Source organism: Oceanospirillum sanctuarii, from assembly GCF_002150805.1.
Lineage (GTDB): Bacteria > Pseudomonadota > Gammaproteobacteria > Pseudomonadales > Halomonadaceae > Oceanospirillum > Oceanospirillum sanctuarii.
This window is the reverse complement of the sequence record NZ_MTBA01000003.1, coordinates 52,066-77,457: the sequence shown is the minus strand read 5'-3', so window position 1 is coordinate 77,457 and position 25,392 is coordinate 52,066. Positions and strand designations below refer to the sequence as shown.

The following is a 25,392-nucleotide window of genomic DNA, read 5'->3' as shown; positions in this document are numbered from 1 at the left end:
TTCAGGTGGTCGTTTTGGGTTTGCGGCTTGGGTATTTTCTGCCGGAGCCTGCACTACTGGCTTTAGTTTTTGTCTTTGTTTTACTGGTCGCCCCTGACTTTGCACTACTTTTACGACGTTTCTTAAACGGGCTTTGTCCTTTTAAACCGGCCAGTCCGCTCATGCGGGTTGTCTTGGCTTGTTCGACCAGCGCTTTAAGGTCCTCCAACATGGGCGACATAAAATCGTTGTAGCGTTTGGCTTTCTGGCTGATGGCATCCAGCTGACTTTCCCACTGAGCAGTGCGATCCGGTAGTGTGGTGGATTCCGGCAGATTCCGGATCAGTGCCTGACCTGAGTCTGTGGATAAAATGAGTTTGTTCTGTCGTCGGATAAAGCCTCGTTTTATCAACAGCTCGATAATGCCCGCCCGGGTCGCTTCTGTACCCAGTCCATCGGTTTCCTTCAGAATTTTGCGGATCTCGGCATCCTGTACAAAGCGGCTGATCCCCGTCATCGCTGCCAGCAGGGTCGCATCGGTAAAGTGCTTGGGTGGCTGCGTTTCCTTAGCCAATAACTCACCATGACTGCACCAGAGGATATCCCCCTGTTTGAACGGTGGCAGGTGTTGCTCCTCAGGCTCCTGTTTCATTAGTGGCTTCCAGCCGAGGTCCTGATTTTGTCGTGCCTTGGCGATAAAGTGACCGCCTTTGATCTCGAACTCTGCCGTTTGCGCCAGATAGCGATAAGCGGGAAAAAACTGCGCCAGATAATACTGGGCAATCAGGCGATACAGTTTCTGCTCCGTAGCGGAAAGTCGGCTGATATCAGAACGCTTTCCCGTCGGGATAATCGCATGGTGCGCATCAACCTTGCTGTTATTCCAGACTTTGCTCTTCAGCTCCGGATTGGCTTGTGAAACAAAAGTAGCCGGATGCTCGTTACCCAGATTATTACCGATAGCACTGAAAACCTGATGACGATCGCCCCATTGTTCAGTGGGCAAATGACGGCTGTCGGAGCGGGGGTAGGTGATCAGGTTGTGCTTTTCGTAGAGACTTTGGCAGGTATCCAGCACCTGCTGGGCAGAAAGGCCAAATGCCTTGTTCGCAGTAATCTGCAGCTGTGACAGATTGAACGGCAGTGGCGGTGCTTCACTTTTCTGCTTCTCCTCCAGTTTCACCACCTTAGCGGGTTGCTGGAAAATACTCTGCACCACATGCTCAGCCAGCTTGCGATTGATTACTCTGCCCTCTTCATCCTGATGGGGCAGGCAGGCTTCGCTGGGAAGCCACTTAGCGGTAAAACTGACAGGATCACCTTCGGCAGGCTGGATATGAGCCAGCACCTCATAAAAGTCTTTCGGTCGGAAATTGTTAATCTCTTCATCCCGCCGTACCACCAGACCCAGCACCGGAGTCTGTACACGACCGACGGATAGCACACCGCTATAACCGGATTGCTGGCCTTTCACCGTGAAGGCGCGGGTCAGGTTGATGCCGTACAGCCAGTCGGCCCGACTGCGGGCGAGGGCGGAGGTCGCCAGTGGAATAAAGTCACGATTGGATCTTGGGTTTTCAATCGCTTTTTTAACCGCAGCCGGAGTCAGATCGCTGATCAAAACCCGCTGAGCGTTTTTGATCTTATTCACAGGTGGTTTAAGGTAGCTGATCACCTCATCCACCAGCAGCTGTCCTTCGCGGTCCGGATCTCCGGCGTTAACCAGTTGGCTGGCTTTCTTCACCAGCTGGCGCAGCACGGTCAGCTGCTTGCGGGTCTGGCTTTTGGGTTTCAGCTGCCATTCTTCGGGAATAATCGGCAGGCTATCCAACTGCCATTTTTTCAGGGCGGGGTCATAACTTTCCGGATCAGCCTGTTCCAGCAGATGGCCAATACACCAGCTGACACAGTCACCATTGGCCGCCTCGATGTAACCTTCATGCTTTTTGTGAGGCTTGGGTAATACCGCAGCGATTGCGCGTCCTAAACTGGGTTTTTCCGCAATATAAAGTTTCATCAGACTGCCAGACCGTTATAATTTGCCACTATCGTTTCAACCTGTCCCTGAGCTGCCAAAACCTGGGTTTTATCCAGTGTTTTACCGGATGACTTCCGGTTAAGGAAGCAGGTTTAAAGCTTAATTTTTGTCCTGATTTTGCGCTATCTATTTGATTATAAAGTACTTTGAAAATGTGCTTCAGATAGTCGCTGGGAATACTGTACACCTATACTGTTTTCATATACAGTATTCCGCAGTTTAAGGATCTCAATCGAAAGGTGTGTCATGTCTGATCAAGAAAATCGCCAGAAAGCTCTGTCTGCCGCATTAGGCCAGATTGAACGTCAGTTTGGTAAAGGCGCGGTAATGCGCATGGGCGAACAGCCTCGTGAAGCTATCCCTGCAGTATCCACCGGTTCTCTCGGTTTGGACGTTGCTCTGGGTATTGGCGGTCTGCCTTTTGGTCGTATTGTTGAGATTTTCAGAAAGCCTATAGGGAATTCGGTTTGCACGCTGTAGATCTGTTTTAGTTTCACGAAAATGTTTGTTTAAAAAGTGTACTGGTATACACAGGTTTTGGAGAGAGATAATGGATGAAAATCGAAAAAGAGCTTTAGATGCTGCTCTATCCCAGATTGATCGTCAATTTGGTAAAGGCGCAATTATGAGAATGGGTGATACACCACGAGAGGCAATTCCAAGTATTTCAACAGGCTCTTTGGGTTTGGATATTGCGTTAGGGATTGGAGGTCTTCCTCTGGGGCGCATAATTGAGCTGTATGGTCCAGAAAGTGCTGGTAAAAGTACGCTTTCTCTACAGGTTGTAGCAGAAGCACAGAAAGCAGGTCATCAATGTGCATTTGTTGATGCGGAGCATGCACTGGACCCAATTTATGCAGAAAAGCTTGGTGTAAATCTCGATGACTTGCTTGTCTCTCAACCAGATACTGGCGAACAGGCTTTAGAAATCGTTGACATGTTGGTACGTTCTAATGCAGTTAATGTAATTATCGTTGACTCAGTTGCAGCTTTGACGCCAAAAGCTGAAATCGAAGGTGATATGGGGGATTCTCATATGGGGCTTCAAGCACGCCTCATGTCGCAAGCCCTTCGTAAATTGACTGGTGCAGCAAAGAACGCGAACTGTATGATTGTGTTCATCAACCAAATACGAATGAAAATTGGCGTCATGTTTGGTAACCCTGAAACCACAACCGGTGGTAACGCACTGAAATTTTACGCGTCTGTTCGTCTGGATATACGTCGTACCGGTTCTGTGAAGCAGGGGGACGAGATTGTGGGTAACGAAACCCGCGTTAAGGTTGTAAAGAACAAGGTATCACCGCCTTTCAAACAAGCGGAGTTCCAGATCCTATATGGTCAGGGGATTTACCATATGGGTGAAGTGATTGATCTTGGGGTTCAACTAAAACTCATAGAGAAGGCTGGTGCTTGGTACTCTTACAAAGGCGAAAAAATAGGACAAGGTAAAGCTAACGCGTCGAAATACTTGGAAGAGCGTCCAGAGATAGCTGAGGAAATCGAAGCAGCTATTCGCGATGAGTTGTTACCTAAGCCAGCGCCAAAAAAGGTAGATGAAAACTCAGAAGAATAAAATCATTATTTCTCCTTAGCAGGTGAGGGGGGGATCATAGATACGAGAGGTCATTAATGCTATGAATTACACCCTCACTAAAGAATACCTATCCCGAGATTTCTCCCCCTTTCTCCAAGCATTTGGAAGCGACTTCTTACTGAAAATAATTGAAGCATACCGTCTGTGGACTGATCAAATGCCAAGGCGTTCAGAGGAAACGCATTGGGCACAGCTGCGTTCTTTTTTTAAATACTTTGCTTCAGAAAAAAAGATTGATTCTTTAAGAAAATTTGTAAGAGGCGAGGTTGAGCTTAATGCGGATGCCGAATTTATGCTCTGGCAGAATGCATTGTCATCTTATCGTGAACATATTGACCTTCATGAATATAAGTTAGTAACTAAAGATAATCTGTTAGCAGGGCCTAGAGTATTTATATGTGATTTCTGTGCTAACCAAGGAATAGTGCCTCATGACTTGGTACTGAAAGGGTGGAATATCGATAAAAGCTTAGGATCCGGTACCACTCTGCTTAATGAAAGTACTCTAGCAGTACTTGGATTATCTGAAGATGGATTGTCATCACTTGTAAACACTCTAGATGACGATGATGTACAGCTCGATTCCGATTTGGTTTATTTGCTTCAATCGCTGGTTAATCATCCTTCAGCTAAAATTATTAGTTCTTCTTCTCATATTAACATTGCGACAAGGCTCTTAGAGAATCGTATATCGCAGTTAAAGAGAGAGGCAGCGAAACAATATGTCAACTATATTCAAGCCACGAGTGAGGCGGCAGATTGGTGCAAAAATCCTGAGATTATAGCTCTTGCTACACATATAAATACTTTAATTGAAGGCCCTAGACCCGATCTGGGTAGTGACTTTATCTCTCCTTCCTATCGTCTGAAAGCCATGGTCATCTGGCTAAAGATTTACAACAGTGGTCTTTATCCTCTTTATAATGAAAAAGTTTATTTTAAATTCAATGAACTACGGAAGTTGCATGGTTTAGCGAGAGAAGAAATAGAGTTTTATTTAGGTAAGAGTCGATCTGGGATGGTGGCTGGTTACACTTTTATATTGTTTGAAACAGCTGGAAACTCGGAGTCGATCTGGAGTCTTTCGATTAATGATTTAGTAATTAATGATGGTGTAGAAGAAAGCTATAGGCTGAACTGGATCAAACGCCGTTCATCTGGTTTCGAAAGTATGAGTCGGGCCTTTACTGTACGTGATGCGCCATTGTCTGAAGATACCCTGACTGTAAAGGATGTTTTTGAACATCAGTTAGAATGTCGAAAGGATTTTTTGAAATATGTAAGGTTTAAAGATAGAGATAAATTATTTTTGTCATGGCATAAAAACTATACAAAAAATAGTACAACTGGTCCGCGTATCTATATACCAACTCACCCAACAAGTAGTTTTCTAAGAAATAGATTTTCAAAATTATGTGAAGATGCGTCTGGCGGTGCCTGGCACGCTACACCTCGTGCGATCAGGGGGTCTCTATTGCTTCTCGAAGGGATATTGACGAGAGATGCTACAGCTGTTGCAGAGCTGGGACAGCACGTAGGGCTTCAAATGGCAAATCGTTACACTTATCACTTGCCAGAAACACTTAGACGTGAAAAAAATATACGAGACTTTCTAGACTGGTTTGAGGCGTTGCTGACAATAGATATTACCGAGTTTGCGATGAAGGTTGGTATTGATGAATCTCTGTATTCTACGCGTGAGACTAAGGCAAGTAGCATTAAGAAAGCTGAACTAGAAGATACTCTGAATCAACAATTTGGCGGGATACACTGTCGCGATCCATTCGCAGGAGTCGCGCCGGATACATCTCCTGGCGTGATCTGCAACAAAGTGGAGCATTGTCCAACTTGTGATAATCGAAGAGGTATTTTCGTGCTTTCGCAGTCGAATATCGCAAATGTTATGCACTGGAATGAAATTCTGGAATTGGCAGAAAGAGAGTTGTCAGAGGATGCATTTGAGAAATGGCGAATCTGGCATATATTTACCAAGATGTTGCTAAATCGTTTTAGTTCGAATTCTATGCACACTGCGTTGATAAGACTTGCAGCAAGACAGCAGCGTAAAGAGACAAATCCTTACAGGCATGTGATACCAATGCTTGAGGTGCCTTAATGAACGTAGCGATCGATCTTTCTCCGTACGACATGTTTCTTAAAGTAGGCCATTACCATGCCTCTGATGGGTTATCGCTTCCTTGGTTCGATGGTTGCTGTTTTGATTCAGATGAATGGGTCTTGAAGTCAGAAAGGAATGCACAGAAAACATGGACTCTCAAGCTGGCTAATGAGCCTATTGATGTCGGTGGTATGACACTCAGAGAATCCCCTGATCTACTGCAAACCATAAAAATTTTTCTTGTCTTAAGCTGGATGATGAAGAAAGGCTATGTATCTATCTCTTCAACATCTCCAGAGGGAATATATAAAACATATAATATAATTATTGGTTTTGTAAGATACTTAAGACAAGTGATTGGTATTAGCAATCTATCCAGTATTAATAAGTCTGTATCGGAAAGAATAATCAATGATTATTTAAATAAGACGAATGAACAGCGGTTAAATATAGAAAACCGGGCAATTGAATCGATTTGCTACCTTTTTGATGATCCCGTACGACTATCTGACTTCAAGATATATAGGCTTGGCCAATCAAAACCTGTATTTGATCATACCGCTTTTATGGCTGAACTTGGACTTTCGCCTAGATCTGCTCAAAGCTGTCAACGCTATCAAGAAAAACGGATTATCTTGCTAAAAAAACACGGCTTTTCATATAAGAAAAATTCCAAGTTGCTAGTAGAAAATACCGATACGAAGACGGTACAGACTTCGGATACTATTAGAAAAAGTCTTCATCCTATACTGGGGCTTTTCAAAGCGGTATATATCTTTAGCTCTATATTTCCTGAGAGTCAGAGGCTGAAGGAGTATTGGCTCTCGGGTATAAACATTTCAGGGCTCTCCAAGAGACATGCATCCGCAAAACGAGGTAAAACACGTAATATCCCCCGGCAGGTTTTCTATAGACTGATGGATGAGGCAATTAGGTGGGTACTTGATTATTCTGAGGACCTATTAGCTTTTAAAAAGAAAGCTTTAAAACGTTATAGCCGGTACCTTGACGATCTTAATGAACGAGAGAGTAAGGCGTCAGATGCATCAAGGCGGCATTATGTATCTAAGAAAATGACGGAATGGTTTAAATATAATCAGCCTGATTTTTTTCCTTTCTCGATTAATTCTATAGAACGATCTTTTGCTAAAACTGGAGGTGCAGTTGATTTAGTTAAGGTTGCGGAAGCTAAGAGTCTTCGATTAAAAGGTAATACCTATCTTGAAGTGGCTAGGGAAATGGGTTGTAGTAAAGCGACAGCTCATAGATGGTGTAATTATACGCCGCCTATAGAGGGTAATTCATTGCAGCGTGTTATTAATAAACACCTAGTATCTGCATGCTTACTTGTGACTTTCGCTTTTACTGGGCGCCGAAAAGATGAAATTATGGGGCTTAAAACTGGTTGTATCCAGAAAATAAGTGATAGTTACTTTATTGTTTTCGATCAGGAAAAAGTTGGTAAGGGCGATAGATTATTGCCAACAACTAAGTTGGTTGCAACTTCAATCAACTTGCTTGAAAAAATAAGTGAGGATGCACGCAGCAAAGATAGTTCTAATAAGTTATTAAAGCTGCCATCAATAGTAAATGAAAATATCCAAGATGCTTGGCCTGATTTTAATGACTTCTGTGATTATTGCAGTATCGAAGCATTAGACGAATATGGGCATTCCTACTCATTTTCAGACCATCAGTTTCGTCGATTTTTAGCGATGAGTTATTACTATCGTTATGATGATGCTGATTTACCTTCACTAAGTTGGTTTCTTGGACATGAATCTGTAGATATGACAATGCACTACATTACAGATGAAGATGGACAATGGGCGTTTAAGTCAGTGAAAAATGAACGAATCATTGATCTTGTTGAAGAGGAGCTTAAGTCTTGTAGTGAATCGGTTGTTGGTAGCGAACTAGATGAAATATTTGGTCAAATTGACACACAGACCGAGAGTCGTATTCAGAGGATGGAAAGAAAAGAAAGATTAGCCGACCAGTATATTTTGTCCTTTGTACCAGATGGTGCGTGTTTTGGCCGGACCGAAAATATCAAGTCTCGCAGCAAGTGCTTTGAAAATAATACTGTACAACTTTCAGCTGCCTCCATTGGTTCATGTAGTGGATGTCATAACCTAATACCTGTAGAGCAACCTATGTCTCTTGTTAATATTAATGATTTAATTTCTGATAAATCACCAATTCTGGCTGCGGCGAAGCTTCGAGGGGTATCTGATGTCTAATATCTCGAATGTCAATACACAGAAAATGGTGGCACTAATTGAGAAAGTAGAAACAAAGCTAGCGGCACTTCAATGCTTTCTAGAAGGAGGTGATGGTGGATTTACAATTCCTGATAGGTTTAGCTATAACTGGTTTGTTTCACTCTCTGAAGGTGCATTTAAGCCGATATCAAAGGCCTCAAAATCACTAAAGTCTGGCACCGAATTACGAAGTAAGATTGACACGGCACTTTTAGAATGCGAGCAAATACGACGTAATGAAGCTCGAATCAGCAAAGGCAATCAACCAAAAATTGCAGAGTTAGAACGCCAGAAGAGAAATCTAACTGCAGAAGTAAAGCGTCTAAAGCGGCAACTGGATACCAAGGTGGATGAAAATATTCAGCTCAGGCGTGAGCTCATGGATATGCGCTGTCAATTAGGAGTTAAGCAGGCAGTATGGGCAGATCAAGTAACGTCAAAGAGAAACTTGTCTAAGGCTAACTATCGTGAAAGTTAGCTACTATAGTGCTCCTTCGTGTCCTGTTATCCATAGTGAAACAGGCGTAACTGAGCGAGACTTGACGGAGTTTTTAATTTGGCGGAAATTTTCGCTCAAACTTGATTACTCCACTGTGGCCAATGACGCTCGGCATTTGGTGAATTGGAAGAACTATCTCTCTGAAATAGGGGTGCCTCTTTACGGAGCTACAAGTTTAATTGTTGAGCAGTTTAGAGATTTTCTGGTCGAAGAGGATCTTTCTTATCAGTATGTTAATAAGCATTTGATTAGTATCTGTACGTTCTATTGGTGGTCACAAAATGAAGGGCGTTCAGATAGTATGATTGGTTGGAAAGATAAAGCCTCGGATGCGGAATATAGAATTCGTGTCAGCAAACAGAAACCAGGCAGTAACTCGGTAGTGGAATATCGTATCCCATTTTTACTAAAAACGATTAAATCTCACCAAAAACCTGTTCCGACACATAGTGATATAGAGCGTGCAGAAGAGACAATTCTACTTCGCTATGCGGCGCAAAACGAGGAGCTTTCAGAGGCAATGAAGCTCCGGGATCATCTCATCTTTCGTTGGCTAACAGCTGTTGGTTTACGCCGAAATGAATTAGTTAGTTTAGAAGTTGTTGATATTCCCAGTTTAGACAATCTTGATACTCATATGGTTGATGTGATCGTCAGTAGGGGGACTAAGTTCGCAAAAACTCGCAAGGTGATGGTTCCACGAACAGTGATTGAGGCGACACACGAATATATTGAGTTTGAGCGTGCGGATATACTTGAAGCAAAAAAAGAGAAGTTTGGGGCTCCGATTGATATACCCTATTTGTTCGTAAACGCAGGTAATAGCTCAAAGCATGCCAAAATGGATGCAAGAACAGTTTACGACTTTCTCAAAGGTCTAGGTAAAAATATCACTCCACATGCATTGCGCCGCTATTCGTTAACAGCACTTGCAACTGTTTTATATCGTGTTGAACGCACTATGGCTGCTGGTTCTCCTGATAAAGAGAGAGTAATTAAGGCCAACTTGATGCAGATTGTTGCAGTTCAGGCCGGTCACGAGAGTCCGGATACAACTATTCGATATTATGTCGATACTGCACAAGCTCGCTACATGTCAGAAGAAGGACGAGAAAATCTGTCGCTTCGGGAGTCTGAGCTAGAAATGGAATTGGCGCTTATTAGAGAACGTAAAATTGGTGGAATCACGAGAGTGCTTGCTTAATAAAAATAGGTGCTGGTTTTATTAATCTGCCTACGAATGGATGGTAAGCTTAGTGCAAAAGGCTTTTTGATTAACTACTTTTTTACTGCAGGATGAAAGAAGAGTCACAGCGTATCCACTTTGTTGGTAGTAGGTTTGTTCTTTAATATCATCAGGAAATAGCTCTAATGCATCAGGGTGGAACCATATATCATCAGCACATTTATCTTCTGTTAAAATAGTACCCGGAAATACATTAAAATTGGCCGTTTGAGATTGTTCAGGAAGCTTACACCCTTTGTTTATCATTAGGTGTTCCCTTGCACCTTTCCTATTGTTCCAAACTGAGTAACAAACCCCATTGTATGAGAAAATCAAAAACATAGGGGTGTTGTACATCAGCGTGCAACACCTTCTAGCTGTTAGGGCGAAACTTGCTTGGCTAAGCTCTGATAGTTCCTTGAACAGCTCTAAAGATGGCTCTTTGCCATTGAGATAAGGAGCTACTAAGTGCTCTGGAAGGATTAGTTTTTCTGCGAAAAGATTTGCTTCACGCTCAAAGATATCTTGTTTTTCGTTGAAGTCACTACTGATACACCCTTGAGTAGATCGGTGGTTTTGGTGAAGGTGATGGCCTAATTCATGTGCGATTGTAAAATTGTCTCTTCCAGGGGCATGGGGATGCTCTTTGTATAGGATGACTCCCTTTTCTTTGTAGTCATCACTAATAATCATGCCTTCAAGAGGAATTCCGCTCGAGTCCAGCCATGGAAGTAATTCAGAGAACGTAGCAATCTTGATAATGCCGGTTCTGAGGGCAATTTCTCTGACGGGAATTGGAAACGCCAAGTCGGGGCACTGTCGGAATATTTCGTTAACTTTATCATCAGCGTGAAAAGCATCCGACAGCGCCATCAAATCAAGATCAATCATCAAGTTCCTTTCTAGACTTCTCGATTAAAGCCATAGCCATTTGTATGGCATTTTGAATGATTTCTTTTTCAGAATCAGTAAGTTTGGCTTCATCTATTTCGCGAAAAAGAGCATTTGGGCTACTTACATACTCTTTTTCCTCGTTACCAGCCAAATAATCCACTTTCACATTATAGAATTGTGCCATTTTTGTCACTATCTCTAATGATGGGTTCTTTACCTTCCCTTTTTCTAACTCCCAAACATGGGGTTTGGATACTCCAACAGCATTAGCAACGGTTTGGAGAGACACTTCCTTTTCTGCTCGAAGCTCTCTCAGCTTTTCAGCAAGCTCTTTCATCGTTTTCTCCCTGATTCAAAATGTCGCGTATGATATACCTAACATAGGTCGTTAGCGATAGCTTGACAACAAAAAAAAGTATGGCATCCTTATCGTGTCGTTAGGTATTCCTATACGATTAACGTAAGGCAATTGATAACGGAGGCTTATATGGCCACAAATGGTAAATCAGGCGACAACCGTCGTCATGGAGCTGTACGCAGCAGGTCACAAACGCAAACTCCAAGTGGTAACTGGGTTAAACGCGATGCAAAGACAGGACGGTTTATGGATGTGAAAACATCTGATAAGACGCCTTTTAAAGGTGTCCGAAAGGAAAAATAGGCATTCACGTTCGTGAATGCCTATTTTGGCGAGATAGGAAATAAATGTTGTGGCGACATTTATTTCGAGACAATAACCGGAGGTGTCGGTCTCCGCAGTTACTGCTAGTGTCGAAATTGATCTCCAGCATAACTTTAGCTATCTCGCATTACAAGACGTCCCTCCGTAACTTTTTGAATGGAGGTATACACAATGGACAAGCAAAAAGTCGTTCATGTGTGTTCATACACAAGGTTTCGATGTGGAAGATGGGAAGACGTAGGAGCCCATTTCCGCTCTATGCCTACCCGATAATGCGAAAGGCCTGATGCCAGCCTGAAATGGCATCGACGTTTGAATTTTTTGAGGGGTAAATGATTATGTCTGGTAAGTTTGAAATTTTCCGAAGCACTGCAAATATGCAGTTTTATTTTCGCCTTAAGGCCGCTAATGGTCAGGTGATTCTCTCAAGTGAAGGTTATGTTAATAAAGGTGGATGTGAAAATGGTATCGCTTCAGTCCGGTACAACGCTACTGATGATAAGCAATATAACCGTAAGGTAGCTCGTGATGGTCAGTTTTTCTTCAATCTACATGCTGGAAATAATCAAGTGATTGGAGTTAGTGAAATGTACACTACCTCTGGTGCGCGAGATAACGGTATTGAGTCTGTTAAGAGCAACGCCCCTAGTGCCAATTTGATTGATTTAACATAGAAGGGTTTTGCACCGCTCTTCGATGAGCGGTGCTTTTCTGAGCCGGTGTGATTTGAAGGCAGGCCGAATTGTTTGTTTCTCGACGTCTGAGTAAGCTCAAGAAATGTGGCGCATGAATTCTTTCTGTGGCTTGTTGATTTAAATCGTCTCTTCAGGGTGCTGAACTACATCAGGTGTGAGGGCTTAGTGATTGACGAGGGCTTTTCATTGCCAACGATAAAATTTAAATGGACTCTTAGCCAACTCATTGATAAGTGTGCTAATCAGAATGTCATCTTTAGTTTCGATGGCTGAGGAGTTCAATAAGCTCCTGCTTTTTCTTTTCATCCAGCTTGGCTATCAGGCAGGCTAGCTCTGCACTGAGCTCATCTTCACAGAAGAAGAAGTTCAGTGGTACGTTGAGCTCGGCCGCAATTTTCCTCAGTGTTGCCACATCCGGAACGTGACGACCTTTTTCGTAGTGGTTCATGCGGCCACTGGCAGAACTTTCATCCATACCAATTTTTATCCCAAGTGCTTTCTGGGAGATGCCTGCTCTTGTGCGAGCTTGCTTGAGTCGTAATGGAATGGGATTGTCAGACTGCAATGGAACATCATCTTTGAAACCTAAGTTGCTTAGATTGTCTAAGTTTTGCTGATTTCTGTATACTTAGCAATCCTAAGTTTTATGGTTTCGAGATTTGAAATGAGCGCGAGAAAAACCAATATCAATTTCGTTTTTGCGAACATTCTTCGCAAAGTCAATGCTACGAGCATAGGCCGAAAAGAACTGATCCAACTGGTGATGGAGGTTAATCAGCTTCAGGAAGCGGATGCTACGCGCTTTGTCGGACGGCATATTCATCAGCTTAAGAAGAAAAATCTGCTTTACTCCGAAGGTGAGAGAAACACTACAAGATATGTTTTTTGCGATGCACTGGTGGAGATGCTTGCCAGCCCGGTCAAAAATCGGAACGAACAAGGCTACAAACCCGAATTAGCCATTTGTGCATCTTCACTACGACAGGAGAAAGATACACTATCTGCAGAGCTGAAGCTCAAAATGGGTGAGGTCGAAGCATTTCAGGATTACATGGCAAAGTTTCCTGAGGCGCAAAAAGTTATTGCAGACTTGCTGAATGAATCAAGAGATTCAGCCGCTCTGCTTTATGGCAGGCTGAATGCGATTCAGAAAATTATTGATGCGACCTCTGTGGAGAGAGCATCAGCATGTTGAGACGCTGGCAGAAAGACTGCCTGGAGCAGGCTGCAATATCCTACAAAACTCAGTCTCATTTTCTGGTTTTGGCGGCACCGGGGGCAGGCAAAACTAAGCTGGCAGCCGAGGTTGCGAAGCAGCTTATCACCAACGATCAGGTTGATTATGTCGTTTGCTTTTCTCCGTCGCGGATTGTTGCTTCAGGTATAGAAGAGGCTTTTCAGTCAGTTCTGGAGAGACCATTTCATGGGAGATTAGGCTCAGTCGGTGCCTCTAGGACCTATCACTCGCTGATCAGTGCCAACCAACTGATTAACGACCTTCGCAATAGCCGTGTGCTGGTCGTGTTTGATGAAATTCATCACTGTGCAGGTGATGGGGTTTCTGAATCGAATAGCTGGGGATTGCACCTTCTGACCAGTATTCAGGAACTGGCAACTTACACGCTTTCTTTGACTGGCACACCGTGGCGGACTGATACGCTACCCCTTCCTTTTGCCCGTTATGCCGATCGAGAAGGAAACATTCTCTGTGACTTCTCCTATGGTTTGGCCGAAGCGATCAGAGATGGTGTGTGCAGAATGCCTAAGGTCACTGCAATTGATATTGAAGATATTACTGTTAAACGTCAGCAGGATTTCACGACGTATCAAGATATAGCCGCAGTACTTGAAAGCGGTGAACTTGGATATCGGAACCTTATTAAGCACCCTGAAATCATTGAATATCTTCTAGGTAAAGGCATTTCAAAGCTCACTGAACTTCGTAAAAAATCCCCCAATGCCGGTGGGCTTATTGTGGCCTCTTCCTGTGAGCATGCGCTTCAAATTCAAGAGCTACTCGCATCAGTATTCGGCAAAATGGCGAGGGTGGTTTCCTACTATCAGCAAGATTCTTCGGACCTGATTGATGACTTCAAAAACGGTGATGCAGAGTGGATTATCAGTATTGCGATGATTTCTGAAGGTACTGATATTCCTCGTTTGCAGGTTTGTTGTCATCTCACAGATGTAACCACAGAGCTTTATTTCCGACAGATTACTGGCAGGGTTATACGCACTTCACCTGATCAAGAGAATGAGGCATACCTCTATATGCTCGCTGAACCGCGTCTGGTCAAATATGCCGAGCGACTAAATGAGGATGTGCCGGGTTGTTATATGCACGAGGGTTTAGAACAGGTAAGCGGAACTGCCATAGAGGTGTATTCAGAGCCCGCGGGGTACTGCGGTGCCTCAACTCACACTAATGCAGACCAAGGAATATCGGCTCCCGAGCTTTCTGGCTTAGGTCTTTATAAACAAGAAAATTGTAAATCAGTATCCTTTGAAGTGAAACTTAAATCATTTAGGGAAAGACTGCTGGCGAGTTTTTTTGATTTATCTAGTTATTATTGAATAATTATTATGGTTACTATGGTTTTATATTTTTTTATTTGTATATGTTCTTAGCGGCCAGTTATGAGTGCAACACCTAATCCAATATCGGATAAGGTGTTGTTATGACTTACAAAGAACTTAACATAGAAGAGCGCGCCACGATTCAAGTTGGCTTGCTCAACAATCTCAGCCTGCGGCGTATTGCTCGTCTCATTAGTCGAAGTCCGTCTACTATCAGTCGGGAGGTGCGTCGGAATCAGCTCTTTGATGGACGATATGAAGCACCAAAAGCTCAGGTTAATCGCTTGGCTCGAAGAGCTGCTTGTAGACCCAGTAAAAAGCTTATTCAGGGTGAGGAGCTGTTTGAACTGGTCATTGTAATGCTGCGCAAGAAGTTCTCTCCACAACAGATTGCGGGTAACCTTAAACACATGAAACTAACCGGATATGAAGACAGCTATGTCTGTCGAGAGACGATTTACAACGCCATCTATGCATTGCCTGTTGGTGAGCTGCGCAAAGAGCTGATTCATTGTTTGCGGCAAGGCAAAACGACCCGTAGGCCGCGGACGGGTGGTGTTGATCGCAGAGGCCAAATCCCTGACATGGTCAGCATCCACCTAAGACCACCAGAGGTTGAAGATCGCCTGATGCCTGGTCATTGGGAGGGCGATCTCATCAAAGGTAAAAACAACGCTTCTGCTGTCGGAACGCTGGTTGAACGCACCAGTGGTTATCTCATACTGGTCAAAATGAACGACGCAACAGCCACATCTGCTGTTGAGGGCTTCAGTGCCGCATTAAATGGTATGCCGCTGAAGCTACGTAAAAGCATGACTTATGACCAAGGTAAAGAAATGGCCAAGCATGCGGAAATCACGCAACGTACGGGTATAGCGATCTATTTTTGTGACCCACACAGTCCATGGCAACGGGGGAGCAATGAGAATATCAATGGCCTGATCCGTCAATATTTACCGAAAGGAACAGGTCTGTCAGTGCATAGCCAGGAGCAGTTGGATGCGATTGCTTATGAGCTGAATATTAGACCTCGGCAACGTTTTAAATACCGTTGCCCGATTGAAGTGATAAGTGATGTGATGGCTCGGGAATATAATGCCACCACATCAGTGCAATAGTGTGTTGCACTCAGAGTCTGCAACCGCCCATCCAGTGAGCATCTAGTTGAGCTTGGTTCAAGCCGCATGCTGCAAGCCGGTTTTCTTTATTAGACATACGACACCCCTGAATAGGATTGAGATACGAGCACAAGGCATCAAATATACTTTGTGTATACACTATATGAGGTGCAAAATGTTTAATAAATACCTAATAAATTAATCTAAGTTAAGCATATTGTTACCTAAGGCCAGAGGTAGGATGCACCGTAGGAACAGTCACTGTATGAAATGTTGTAACTCTTGACTGGAAGGAAGGGTAGAGTCGATCTGAATCGACCAGTCTTCTCTAGATGCTTATTTGATTAGCAGTATTAAGTGCCTAGAGCAGGCGCTATGAAATCCAAGTTATAGAAGGGGGTAAGATACAAGCTGTCAAACAGATCACGGAAGATGTTTATGCGGTCAGATGGATTTCTGAACGAAAAGGAGTGTCGTGCAATAGCCTTGTATGGTTCTCGGCATAAACACGGTCACGCAAATAATCTGCTGCCACTGTTTTACGAACAGGTTGGGGGGCTAACAGGGCAAAAACAGCCTAAAGAAGGCTGGTCGATCCAATCGATGAGCAACAAACAATAGCTGTGGAGTTCTTTCGGTGGATTACAGAAAAGGGAGTTGTTCTCCGGATCCAGTTTGAGTCAGCCCCAGAGACGCTAAAAAACCAAATAATAATGAACAGGCAAGCAGTGACAAGGTAAACCAAAACATTACTATCTTTTTGCTAGCACCCATGGCAATTGCAAATGCACCGGCGGCATGAATACCAATCAAAAATGGACCTATAAATGCCAAGCCTGGAACACCAAATTTTTCCATAATCAAATGCTTACGACTTGAGGTTCCTTCGGGATTTTGCTTTTTTTTCTGCTTATTTCCCCAACGGTTTATAAGTAATTTAACTTTTTCACTTGCATAGATTATGGGTAAGAGCGAAAGCAAATTTCCAACAAATCCTGCAATAGCGGCTGGAATCCATGGCAATCCAGCAATGACACCCAATGGGACAGCAATCCACACTTCAAGCACTGGAATCGCTGAACCCACAAAGACACTGGCATAGAGTAATAGATCGTTCATTTGAGTCGCTCTTTTGCTTTCTAGTATGAAGAATTACACATGTAAGCTGGGTGTAATAACTAGCGTTGATTAGTGCTTGAATCACTCGAAACTATCGAGAGAAGCACAGGGGTTATGAGCAACGCCGCTGTAAGCCTGAATAGATGGTTTAGCGCTACGAACGCTGCTTCAAGATGCATTGCTACTGCAATAATTGACATCTCTGCTAACCCACCAGGGGAGTAAGAAATGATGAATGTTATTGGGTCGCGATCAAGGGCTATCGCTGCTAACAAGCCCAATCCAACCGCTATTCCGATCTGAATAACGACGATCACTAATGATGTAAATGAAACACGTTTGATAGCAGAGCGGGTCAGAGTGCCAAACTTAGATCCTAAATTAATTCCAATAAGAAGTTGTGCAATATTTACAATATAAGTTGGCACTTCGAACTCAGTTATCCCGGACAGATGTAAAAGAGCGGTAATACAGAAAGGAATCAAAATTACACTTGCTTGAAGTTTGAATCGCTTCTCGAAAAATGCCCCACTCATCACGCAAAATCCGAAAAATAGCCAATCTATAAAGGACATGGTACCAAAGCCAGCATCTTCTGGAGCTTTGGAAATTTCGATATTGTATAGCGATGCTACGATGAGAGGCATTGCCAATACAGCTAGACCAACTCTGAATAGATGCGTTGTGGCAACTTGAACCTGATCACAGCCTGGGCGCTCGCTCAGCATCGATATTTCCGTCATTCCTCCTGGGATTGAGCAAAGTAGCGAAGTTGTTCGATCTACGTTAAAAACACGACTGAGTGTGTAATAGCCGGATAAGATCGTCAGCGCCATCGCAGCTAGCAGAAACACAATAGATGCCCATGAATCTATCACGAGCTGTATAAACTCGAATGTGACAGTTACACCGAGAAGAGTCCCAACTGCTCCCCTTACATAAGGCAAGTAGGGTTTGCAGGCGAGAGGCTTTATTCCTATTGCTTGGGTAACAACGACAGCCAGAAGGCTCCCTATCAGCCATCCTAACGGAATACCAAGATAAGAAAAAATCCAGCCCGCCAACACTGCAATAGTGAAAGAGCTGGTAAAAAAAGTAGTGAAAATTGAAATCACTTCGAGCAAAACTCCCTGTTCAATATTTAACTAATGACTCGATCAACTGTTGTACTGGTTTCAACATTGATTTTCCTTTGAGCATCCCCCCCAGATAGAGTCATTCCACGGCGTTGATTAAATGCCATCTTAATACCTAACAGAGTTACCAAAATGAACGAGACTAATGTCACGCCTAAAATACGCAGTGCCCATCCAAGAAGACCGGATCCGATCATCAGTACAGATCGAAGGTTGACCCTGATATTGCGTAGAAACCACCAAATCAGATCATGGCTACAACTGAAAATACCATTCGTATCGGTACCATAAGTACGCAAGTGAACACTTCAGCCAACGGGATATGTAGGGTCACCAATATAAAGTTTCCAATAATCAAGGCAGCGATTAGTCCTCAAACGATATTGAGGCTATTTGCAAATAACATTGGATATCCCTCTGGTGCCTTAGCTCCTAGGTAAGCTTCGTATTCAAAATCGCGAGATCATTTACATTTGTGGCCTTAGCCTGATGTGCTCATATTGCTCTCACTTATCAAGTAACAGATTGGGAGGGGCAGCAATGATTGATATTGAATCCATCAATTGCTTCAGGGTATACACCTTGAGTTTAACGAGAGCTCGTACAATATGAAGTCATTACGCTTCTGCAGTAAATAAAACACCACCTGCCCCTGTATATACTGCGAAAACCATATTGCCGCATCGGTCGCAATGGCTAATGCACACAGTTTCATTTTTGAGTGAGTCATCCCTTCTAAGAACTTCTGCCGATGTTCCAATTACATGTATGAAACGCCTTCAGTACAATTGCACATACATAATCATAAATGCAATGAAAATATTTTGTTGGAATTGCTCTTGCCATAGATTGAGATAAATTAACCATTCACACGAGATCAAATATCTGAAAGAGCATGCTCTATTAGCTGCATCTTTGGCCCTTTACAGATTTCTCTTCAAAACCCGCCACGGTCGACAGAAAGCATTTGTAAGCAAAAAAACTTGCAAAGTGCATTTCTATATATAAATATGCACATTGTGGTTAACAAAAACAATTAGAAGGTGTCAAAAATGTTTAACACATTCAAGAAGGCTCTCGCCGCCGGCTTAGTTGCTGCAATCGCTTTAATCTCTCACGTTGCTTTGGCTGAAGATTTCCCATCAAAACCCTTGAGAATCATCGTTCCTTTTAATCCAGGAGGCGGTGTAGATACTGTTGCGCGAATCATTGCTGACAATCTCCGTGAAAACTTAGGCGCGGAAATAATTGTTGAGAATAAACCAGGCGGTAGTGGAATGATCGGTGCTAATGCTGTAGTGAAAGCTGCTCCAGATGGTTACACGGTGCTGTTAGGCTCTGCAGGCGAAGCAGCAATCAATGAATTTGTTTACAAGAAGATTCAGTACTCTCCAACAGAAGATTTGGCACCTATAACATTGGTTGCTCGAATTCCAAACGTAATGGTTCTGAGTCCTAAAGTACCTGCGAATACTATGGAAGAGTTCGTTGCCTATGCTAAAGAGAACCCCGGTATGACCTACGGCACGAGTGGTATCGGTAATTCCCAGCACCTTAATGGAGCTCTATTAGCAGGTATGTCTGGACTTGATATGGTTCAAATTCCATACAAAGGTGCATCAAAGCAGTTGGTAGATGTTGCATCTGGTGACGTGGATATGACCTTTGTGAGCTACACAGCTGCACGCGGATTTATCACTGACGGAAAAGTTAAAGCTCTTGCGATTACGGCTGCTGAACGCGCCCAATTCGACAAAAACATTCCTGCGATCGCTGAGTATGCTCCACTCAGTAACTATCAGCTGGAGAACTGGTTTGGTATGTTCGCACCGGCAGGAACTCCAGCAGATATTGTTGACAAGCTCAACGGTGCGATCGTCGCTGCACTGAACAATGACGAACTTGCTACTAAGCTCCAGAACATGGGGGGGCAGCCTGCCCCTATGACTGTTGCTGAGTTCACAGCTTTTCTCGCAACTGAGCGTGCTCAGTTTGCTGAAATTGTTAAGAAAGCCGGTATCTCAGTTGAGTAATTCGCTCCATTCGCGGTTCGGTCATTCATCGGGCCGCATTTTTCGGTAAAAAACTTTATGAAACTTTCACGAGATTTGTGGGCTGGAATCCTACTGTTTTCTTTGGGGCTTATCGTCGCCATTTACGTCTACGCAAACTATCGCATGGGTACGTTACGAAGTATGGGCCCCGGTTATATGCCCTTTGCACTTGCTGTTGTTTTATCGGCTCTTGGTGTAATTGCTGCGATTATGTCCCAAGTACTTCCACCTCAAGATTATAGCGGTCGAGAACTGGACTGGAGGAAAGTAGTACCGGTCGCTCTGGGTGTTCTGATTTTCGCGCTGACAGTTACCAAATTGGGGCTAATAATATCTACGATTCTCCTCGTAGTGATCTCGTCTATTGCAGATAGAAGGTTCAATTTCAAGCATTCCTTCTTTTTGGCGATTAGTCTCTGCTTAATCTCCTGGGTCGTTTTTGTCCTGCTGTTAAAAATGACAATTCCAGTTTTTTGGTGATTTATGGATATTTTATCTAGTTTTTTTGACCATCTTGCAATCGGCGCAAGTGAAGCGTTTACGCTTCAGAATCTTTGGTACTGTTTCGTAGGTGTTTTTCTTGGAACCTTGGTTGGGGTAATTCCTGGTCTCGGTTCACTCATAACCATCTCACTGTTACTGCCGCTTACATATCACCTTGAACCAACCGGCGCTCTCATCATGCTTGCAGGCGTTTATTTTGGTGCAGATTACGGTGGTGGTACGTGCTCTATTCTCCTAGGTGTACCCGGGCATCCTGCAGCTGCTGTCGATGTCCTTGATGGCTACCCTATGGCAAAGCAGGGACGAGGCGGAATCGCCCTCTTCATGAAGTGTATTGCTTCGTTCTGGGGGTCAACCGTTGGTGTAGTTCTATTAATGATGTTTGCTCCAATGCTGGCTGCGGCTGCGCTAAATTTCGGGCCGCCAGAATACTTCGGCTTGATGTTTCTAGGTCTCGTGGCGGCTTCGACAGTCGGGGATGGTTCCCCACTTAAGGGGCTAGCAATGATGATTATTGGGTTGTTGGTGTCATTTATTGGAACCGATGTAAATAGTGGGACAGAACGCTTCACATTCGGCTTTCCGGATTTGTCCGAAGGGGTCGGTTTAATCGTCGTAGCTATGGGTGTTTTTGCCATATCAGAAGTGATGCGAAGCGCGGGAAGTCCTAACGTGCAACCGGTGAATCAGAAGTTTAGCCTCCGAGATCAGATGCCCACTCGTGAAGACTGGAAGCGCTCATTTGCCCCCATGTTACGTGGCTCAGGTATTGGATCTTTTTTCGGATCGTTGCCTGGTACTGGCGGTGGTATGGCAACCTTCTTGGCATATGCAGTCGAGAAACGTGTTTCTAAACAGCCTGAGCGATTCGGAAAAGGTGCCATAGAAGGAATAGCCTCGCCCGAGGCATGTAACAATGCCGGCGTGGGCACCGCGTTCATTCCTACCTTAACACTTGGAATCCCTGGTGATGCCATTATGGCGCTACTGTTAGCAGGGTTGGTTGTTCAAGGTATTCAGCCTGGTCCTATGGTTATGAGCACCAATCCAGAGCTTTTCTGGGGCCTGATCGTGAGTTTCTTCATAGGCAACTTGATGTTGTTGGTACTCAATATCCCTCTGATTGGAGTATGGGTGCGATTGTTGAGCATACCCTACCAGTGGCTTTTCCCTGGCATCTTGCTATTCACGTGCATCGGGGTATTCAGCACCCATTACAACGTCTTTGATCTTTACTTGCTACTTGGATTTGGCGCAATGGGCTACATCGCGTGGTTGTTAAAGTTAGAGGTCGTTCCTCTTATCCTAGGTCTTATCTTAGGACAGCCGATTGAAGAGAATTTCCGTCGAACCATGCTCATTTTTAAAGGTGACCTTTCAATATTTATTAGCCGCCCAATTTCTGCTGTTGCGATAGGCGTCGCAGTATTTCTGCTGATTTGGTCAGTTAAATCCCAAATTACTCGGAAGCATAAATTATGAATCAAACCCAACAGGTAGGATTGGACAAGTACAGTAATATCGCTCGTTTAAACATCGGTTCGAGCAGCTATCACGTAGTAGATATTCAGTCGATTGCCGGAAATAAGTTCAATCGCCTTCCAGTTGTATTACGATTATTACTTGAGAACGTTTACCGCAACTCTGAAGGTGTGGAACGCAAAGAAAATGTAAACGCGATTTTGAGTTGGCTAGATACTCACACTAGCGTTAGAGAGATACCCTACCAACCTGGTCGTGTGCTAATGCATGACACGACCAGCACGCCCGCTCTCGTTGATATAGCAGGGATGCGAGATGCGCTTCGCGAAGCCGGGACAGAACCATCCGTATTAAGGCCAACCTTGCATGTCGATGTTGCCATCGATCACTCATTGGCAGTCGAGGTCTTTGGTAAGGAAGACGCATCCTCAGAAAATATGCAGCATGAAATTCGCCGAAATGGTGAGCGTTATCGATTTTTGCGCTGGGCTGCGGGAGCACTGGGTAATGTGACGATTCATCCCCCAGGGACTGGAATTATGCACACTATCAACCTCGAACAGCTCGCAACAGTCGTTACAACAGAAGAGCGTGACGGCGAGCAGTGGATGGTTCCTGACATGATGCTGGGGACAGATAGTCATACACCTATGATTAATGGAATTGGTGTATTGGGCTGGGGGGTCGGTGGATTAGAAGCGCAAACCGTTATGTTTGGTATGCCGACCATGATCAGAGTTCCTGACGTTATCGGTGTTAAATTTACTGGAGAACTTTCCGCTGGCGTTCAGGCCTCGGATGTTGCATTGACAGTAACACATCGATTGCGTCAGGTAGGTGTTACCGGCGAGTTTGTGGAATTTTTCGGTCCTGGCGTTGCAAATCTGAATGCAGATGCGCGGTCTGTGATCGCTAATATGGCACCAGAATATGGGGCAACAACGGGCTACTTCCCTATTGATGACCACACTCTCGAATACCTCACAAAGACGGGACGTTCGGATGAATCGGTTAATCAAGTAAGAAGCTATGCGATTAGCCAAGGTATCTGGTTCGTCCCGGATTCGGAGCCAGAGTACTCTCAAGTTGTTGAAATTGATCTATCAGAGATCGGTTTCCACGCCGCAGGCCCAAAACGCCCGCAGGACCTTGTGACGCTGGATCAAATACCGGAGAAACTTCGAGAGGCGACTGGAGCCGAAGCCCCCGAAGCGCATGATTTTCCGCGGTTTCCGGTTGCAATCGCCGCGATTACCAGTTGCACCAACACGTCGGATCCTTCGCTTATTATGGCTGCAGGAGTTGTTGCACAAAAGGCCTCTGCTTTCGGTCTAACTGTATCAACCTGGGTTAAAACCTCTTTGGCACCAGGGTCGCCTACTGCGCTTTCGTATCTAAAACGAGCTAATTTGCTGGCTTCCCTTGAGTCTCTTGGGTTCGGGATCGTTGGCTACGGATGTACAACCTGTATTGGTAACTCAGGGCCGTTGACCACTCCTATTGCCGACTCTATATCTGGGGGGGAATGTAAACCAGTAGCGATACTGTCAGGCAATCGGAACTTTCCGGGTAGAGTACATCCTGATATTGATCTTAGCTACATCATGTCCCCGGCGTTGGTCGTCGTATATGCGCTTGCAGGAAATGCAGAAATAGATCTCAGTAGTGAACCGATACAAATCTCGCCTTCGGGTCAGCCTATCTATTTGTCGGATCTTTGGCCTACACATGAAGAGATCAACCTAGCGCTCAGCAAGGGCATCCAGACCATAGATTTCAAAAATGACTTCGAAGAAGCATCACAAAACCCACTCTGGAACGCTTTAGAGTCACCAGTCTCTGATTGTTTTCCATGGGATGAATCCTCAAACATACTTCGCCGTCCTCCATTTGCTTCGCTGGGCCAGGGATCCTCTTTAGGTGAGTTTTGTGCCTATCCATTGATGGTTCTAGGAGACGACGTTACAACAGATCATATCTCACCTGCGAGTGCAATTCCGAAAAACAGCTTAGTTGCGGACTACCTAGTGGCTCGAGGAGAAGATAGAAACGATCTAAATGTATTTGCGTCTCGGAGAGGTAACTGGGAAGTTATGATGAGAGCGGCTTTCCACAGCAAGTCGCTTGTTAACTATCTCGATCCTGATATGCCCGTCGCCCATACGCTGCACGTTCCTAGCATGGAGGTGATGCCTATTTGGGAGGCTGCTGAGCGATATCGACAGGACGGAAGCTCTGTCGTAATTATTGCAGGTGAACGCTACGGCATGGGGTCGTCGAGAGACTGGGCCGCTAAAGGACAGCAGCTGTTAGGTGTTAGAGCAGTAGTTGCAGCCAGTTTTGAACGTATTCATCGGTCAAATTTAATCGGTATGGGAATACTGCCTCTATGTTTGCCGCAAGGTATGAGCCCTGAGGCTCTAGCTATAAAACCAGGGGACCAGATTACTATAAATGCACCTATCGAAAATTTGATATGCAGAGGTGAAGTGTCTGTAAGAATCCTCCGAGGAGATCATCGTGAGGATAAGATCACCGCGATTGCTGCAGTAGAGACTCAACTTGAACTTGAGCTATTACGCGTCGGTGGAGTTTTACCAATGATACTAAAACGCAATTTGAGTAGGTATTGATCATGTTCCAGGATAATGATGTTTTGGATTCAGATATGCTGGATTTGGAAAAACTACAACGAGTTTTTGCGCCGACTGGGAAGCTTAGAGCTTCAATCAATCTAGGTAATCCGATTCTGGCCAATCGATCAGATGACACAGGTGAACTGTATGGAGTGTCTGTTGATCTAGCAACAGAATTTGCTAATCGATTAGGCCTGGAGCTTGAATTAGTCGTGTTTAATGCAGCGGGCAAGTCGGTCGAAGCAGTTGCTGCGGAACAAGCTGATTTTGGTTTTTTCGCGATTGATCCTCTTAGGGGTGAAAAGCTAAGTTTCACAGAGCCTTACGTCTTGATCACTGGCAGTTATCTCGTAGCCGACGACTCACCGATTAAAACGTTAAGTGACGTGGACCGTGCTGGTAATCGAGTTGTCGTAGGTCGTGGTAGCGCTTATGACCTATACCTTACACGTGAACTAAAGTTCGCCAGTATAGAGCGAGCGCAAACATCTCCGACCGTAGTCGATACATTCTTAGACCTTGGTTGCGAGGTTGCTGCGGGTGTGACGCAGCAATTGGAAGGTGATCTATTACGTTTTCCTGGACATCGAATGTTACCGGGCAACTTTATGACAATTCGACAGGCAATGGGAGCTCCAAAAAGTCGGGGAGATTTAGCTGCAAGTTATCTAAGCATGTTTGTTGAGACCATGAAATCAAGCGGTTTTGTCAAACGATCTCTCGCTAAACACAGTATTCAGGGTGCAAAAGTCGCTCCATTAGTAGGAATTTGAT

General features: G+C 44.3%; 22 protein-coding genes. 16 read left to right on the top strand and 6 right to left on the bottom strand.

Annotated elements, in window-relative coordinates:
* Nucleotide 1: 1 nt before the first annotated feature.
* Nucleotides 2-1,996, bottom strand: a complete 1,995-nt coding sequence (locus BV405_RS04185; RefSeq protein WP_086479621.1) for a DNA topoisomerase III — start codon at nucleotides 1,994-1,996, stop codon at nucleotides 2-4.
* A gap of 267 nt (nucleotides 1,997-2,263) precedes the next feature.
* Here BV405_RS04185 and BV405_RS04180 point away from each other — a divergent pair, with 267 nt between their 5' ends.
* The 6 genes from BV405_RS04180 to BV405_RS04155 all read left to right on the top strand — a co-directional run bounded on the left by BV405_RS04180 (nucleotide 2,264) and on the right by BV405_RS04155 (nucleotide 9,700).
* Complete coding sequence (locus BV405_RS04180; RefSeq protein WP_086479620.1) at nucleotides 2,264-2,497, top strand: hypothetical protein; 234 nt, start codon at nucleotides 2,264-2,266, stop codon at nucleotides 2,495-2,497.
* A gap of 70 nt (nucleotides 2,498-2,567) precedes the next feature.
* Nucleotides 2,568-3,593, top strand: a complete 1,026-nt coding sequence (gene recA, locus BV405_RS04175; RefSeq protein WP_086479619.1) for a recombinase RecA — start codon at nucleotides 2,568-2,570, stop codon at nucleotides 3,591-3,593.
* A gap of 61 nt (nucleotides 3,594-3,654) precedes the next feature.
* Nucleotides 3,655-5,730 (top strand): hypothetical protein, encoded by a 2,076-nt coding sequence (locus BV405_RS04170; RefSeq protein ID WP_086479618.1) that lies wholly within the window; start codon nucleotides 3,655-3,657, stop codon nucleotides 5,728-5,730.
* On the top strand, nucleotides 5,730-7,976 hold the full coding sequence (locus tag BV405_RS04165) for a site-specific integrase (protein ID WP_086479617.1): 2,247 nt from the start codon (nucleotides 5,730-5,732) through the stop codon (nucleotides 7,974-7,976). The genes BV405_RS04170 and BV405_RS04165 overlap by 1 nt, the downstream gene beginning before the upstream one ends.
* A complete protein-coding gene (locus BV405_RS04160) occupies nucleotides 7,969-8,475 on the top strand; it encodes a hypothetical protein (RefSeq protein ID WP_086479616.1) in 507 nt (168 codons plus the stop codon). The genes BV405_RS04165 and BV405_RS04160 overlap by 8 nt, the downstream gene beginning before the upstream one ends.
* The gene (locus tag BV405_RS04155; RefSeq protein ID WP_086479615.1) at nucleotides 8,465-9,700 is read left to right on the top strand and encodes a tyrosine-type recombinase/integrase; all 1,236 of its coding nucleotides are present in this window, start codon (nucleotides 8,465-8,467) and stop codon (nucleotides 9,698-9,700) included. The genes BV405_RS04160 and BV405_RS04155 overlap by 11 nt, the downstream gene beginning before the upstream one ends.
* Nucleotides 9,701-9,730: 30 nt before the next feature.
* Here BV405_RS04155 and BV405_RS04150 read toward each other — a convergent pair whose 3' ends face one another.
* Together BV405_RS04150 and BV405_RS04145 are read right to left on the bottom strand one after the other, a co-directional pair.
* The gene (locus BV405_RS04150; RefSeq protein WP_086479614.1) at nucleotides 9,731-10,612 is read right to left on the bottom strand and encodes an ImmA/IrrE family metallo-endopeptidase; all 882 of its coding nucleotides are present in this window, start codon (nucleotides 10,610-10,612) and stop codon (nucleotides 9,731-9,733) included.
* Nucleotides 10,605-10,952, bottom strand: coding sequence for a helix-turn-helix domain-containing protein (locus BV405_RS04145; protein ID WP_086479613.1), 348 nt, complete (start codon nucleotides 10,950-10,952; stop codon nucleotides 10,605-10,607). Before BV405_RS04145 ends, BV405_RS04150 begins: the two co-directional genes overlap by 8 nt.
* A 150-nt stretch (nucleotides 10,953-11,102) precedes the next feature.
* Between BV405_RS04145 and BV405_RS17610 the strand changes: the two genes are divergently transcribed.
* Nucleotides 11,103-11,276: a hypothetical protein gene (locus tag BV405_RS17610; protein ID WP_176330043.1), complete on the top strand. Its 174-nt coding sequence runs from the start codon at nucleotides 11,103-11,105 to the stop codon at nucleotides 11,274-11,276.
* A gap of 359 nt (nucleotides 11,277-11,635) precedes the next feature.
* A complete protein-coding gene (locus BV405_RS04140) occupies nucleotides 11,636-11,971 on the top strand; it encodes a YegP family protein (RefSeq protein WP_086479612.1) in 336 nt (111 codons plus the stop codon).
* 277 nt (nucleotides 11,972-12,248) lie between these two features.
* Here the strand turns inward: BV405_RS04140 and BV405_RS04135 are convergent, their stop codons facing one another.
* Nucleotides 12,249-12,557: a helix-turn-helix transcriptional regulator gene (locus BV405_RS04135; RefSeq protein ID WP_086479611.1), complete on the bottom strand. Its 309-nt coding sequence runs from the start codon at nucleotides 12,555-12,557 to the stop codon at nucleotides 12,249-12,251.
* A 99-nt stretch (nucleotides 12,558-12,656) separates the two neighbouring features.
* Between BV405_RS04135 and BV405_RS04130 the strand changes: the two genes are divergently transcribed.
* The 3 genes from BV405_RS04130 to BV405_RS04120 all read left to right on the top strand — a co-directional run bounded on the left by BV405_RS04130 (nucleotide 12,657) and on the right by BV405_RS04120 (nucleotide 15,687).
* Nucleotides 12,657-13,187 carry a hypothetical protein gene (locus BV405_RS04130; protein WP_086479610.1) on the top strand — a complete coding sequence of 177 codons (531 nt, stop codon included), beginning with the start codon at nucleotides 12,657-12,659 and terminating at the stop codon, nucleotides 13,185-13,187.
* Entirely contained in the window at nucleotides 13,181-14,566 is a 1,386-nt protein-coding gene (locus BV405_RS04125; protein WP_086479609.1) for a DEAD/DEAH box helicase, read from the top strand. Before BV405_RS04130 ends, BV405_RS04125 begins: the two co-directional genes overlap by 7 nt.
* 104 nt (nucleotides 14,567-14,670) lie before the next feature.
* A complete protein-coding gene (locus BV405_RS04120; protein ID WP_086479608.1) occupies nucleotides 14,671-15,687 on the top strand; it encodes an IS30 family transposase in 1,017 nt (338 codons plus the stop codon).
* A 642-nt stretch (nucleotides 15,688-16,329) separates the two neighbouring features.
* Here BV405_RS04120 and BV405_RS04110 read toward each other — a convergent pair.
* Entirely contained in the window at nucleotides 16,330-16,806 is a 477-nt protein-coding gene (locus BV405_RS04110; RefSeq protein ID WP_086479606.1) for a small multi-drug export protein, read from the bottom strand.
* Nucleotides 16,807-16,865: 59 nt separating this feature from the next.
* Nucleotides 16,866-17,921, bottom strand: coding sequence for an AbrB family transcriptional regulator (locus BV405_RS04105; RefSeq protein WP_245832259.1), 1,056 nt, complete (start codon nucleotides 17,919-17,921; stop codon nucleotides 16,866-16,868).
* A 1,073-nt stretch (nucleotides 17,922-18,994) separates the two neighbouring features.
* Between BV405_RS04105 and BV405_RS04100 the strand changes: the two genes are divergently transcribed.
* The 5 genes from BV405_RS04100 to BV405_RS04080 are packed head-to-tail and all read left to right on the top strand — an operon-like array spanning nucleotide 18,995 to nucleotide 25,391.
* A complete protein-coding gene (locus tag BV405_RS04100) occupies nucleotides 18,995-19,975 on the top strand; it encodes a Bug family tripartite tricarboxylate transporter substrate binding protein (protein WP_086479604.1) in 981 nt (326 codons plus the stop codon).
* Nucleotides 19,976-20,032: 57 nt separating this feature from the next.
* Nucleotides 20,033-20,476, top strand: coding sequence for a tripartite tricarboxylate transporter TctB family protein (locus BV405_RS04095; RefSeq protein ID WP_086479603.1), 444 nt, complete (start codon nucleotides 20,033-20,035; stop codon nucleotides 20,474-20,476).
* Nucleotides 20,477-20,479: 3 nt separating this feature from the next.
* Nucleotides 20,480-21,982 (top strand): tripartite tricarboxylate transporter permease, encoded by a 1,503-nt coding sequence (locus BV405_RS04090; protein WP_086479602.1) that lies wholly within the window; start codon nucleotides 20,480-20,482, stop codon nucleotides 21,980-21,982.
* Nucleotides 21,979-24,615: an aconitate hydratase AcnA gene (gene acnA, locus BV405_RS04085; RefSeq protein ID WP_086479601.1), complete on the top strand. Its 2,637-nt coding sequence runs from the start codon at nucleotides 21,979-21,981 to the stop codon at nucleotides 24,613-24,615. Before BV405_RS04090 ends, acnA begins: the two co-directional genes overlap by 4 nt.
* Nucleotides 24,616-24,617: 2 nt before the next feature.
* On the top strand, nucleotides 24,618-25,391 hold the full coding sequence (locus BV405_RS04080) for an ABC transporter substrate-binding protein (protein ID WP_245832234.1): 774 nt from the start codon (nucleotides 24,618-24,620) through the stop codon (nucleotides 25,389-25,391).
* The last annotated feature ends 1 nt before the right edge of the window (nucleotide 25,392 follow it).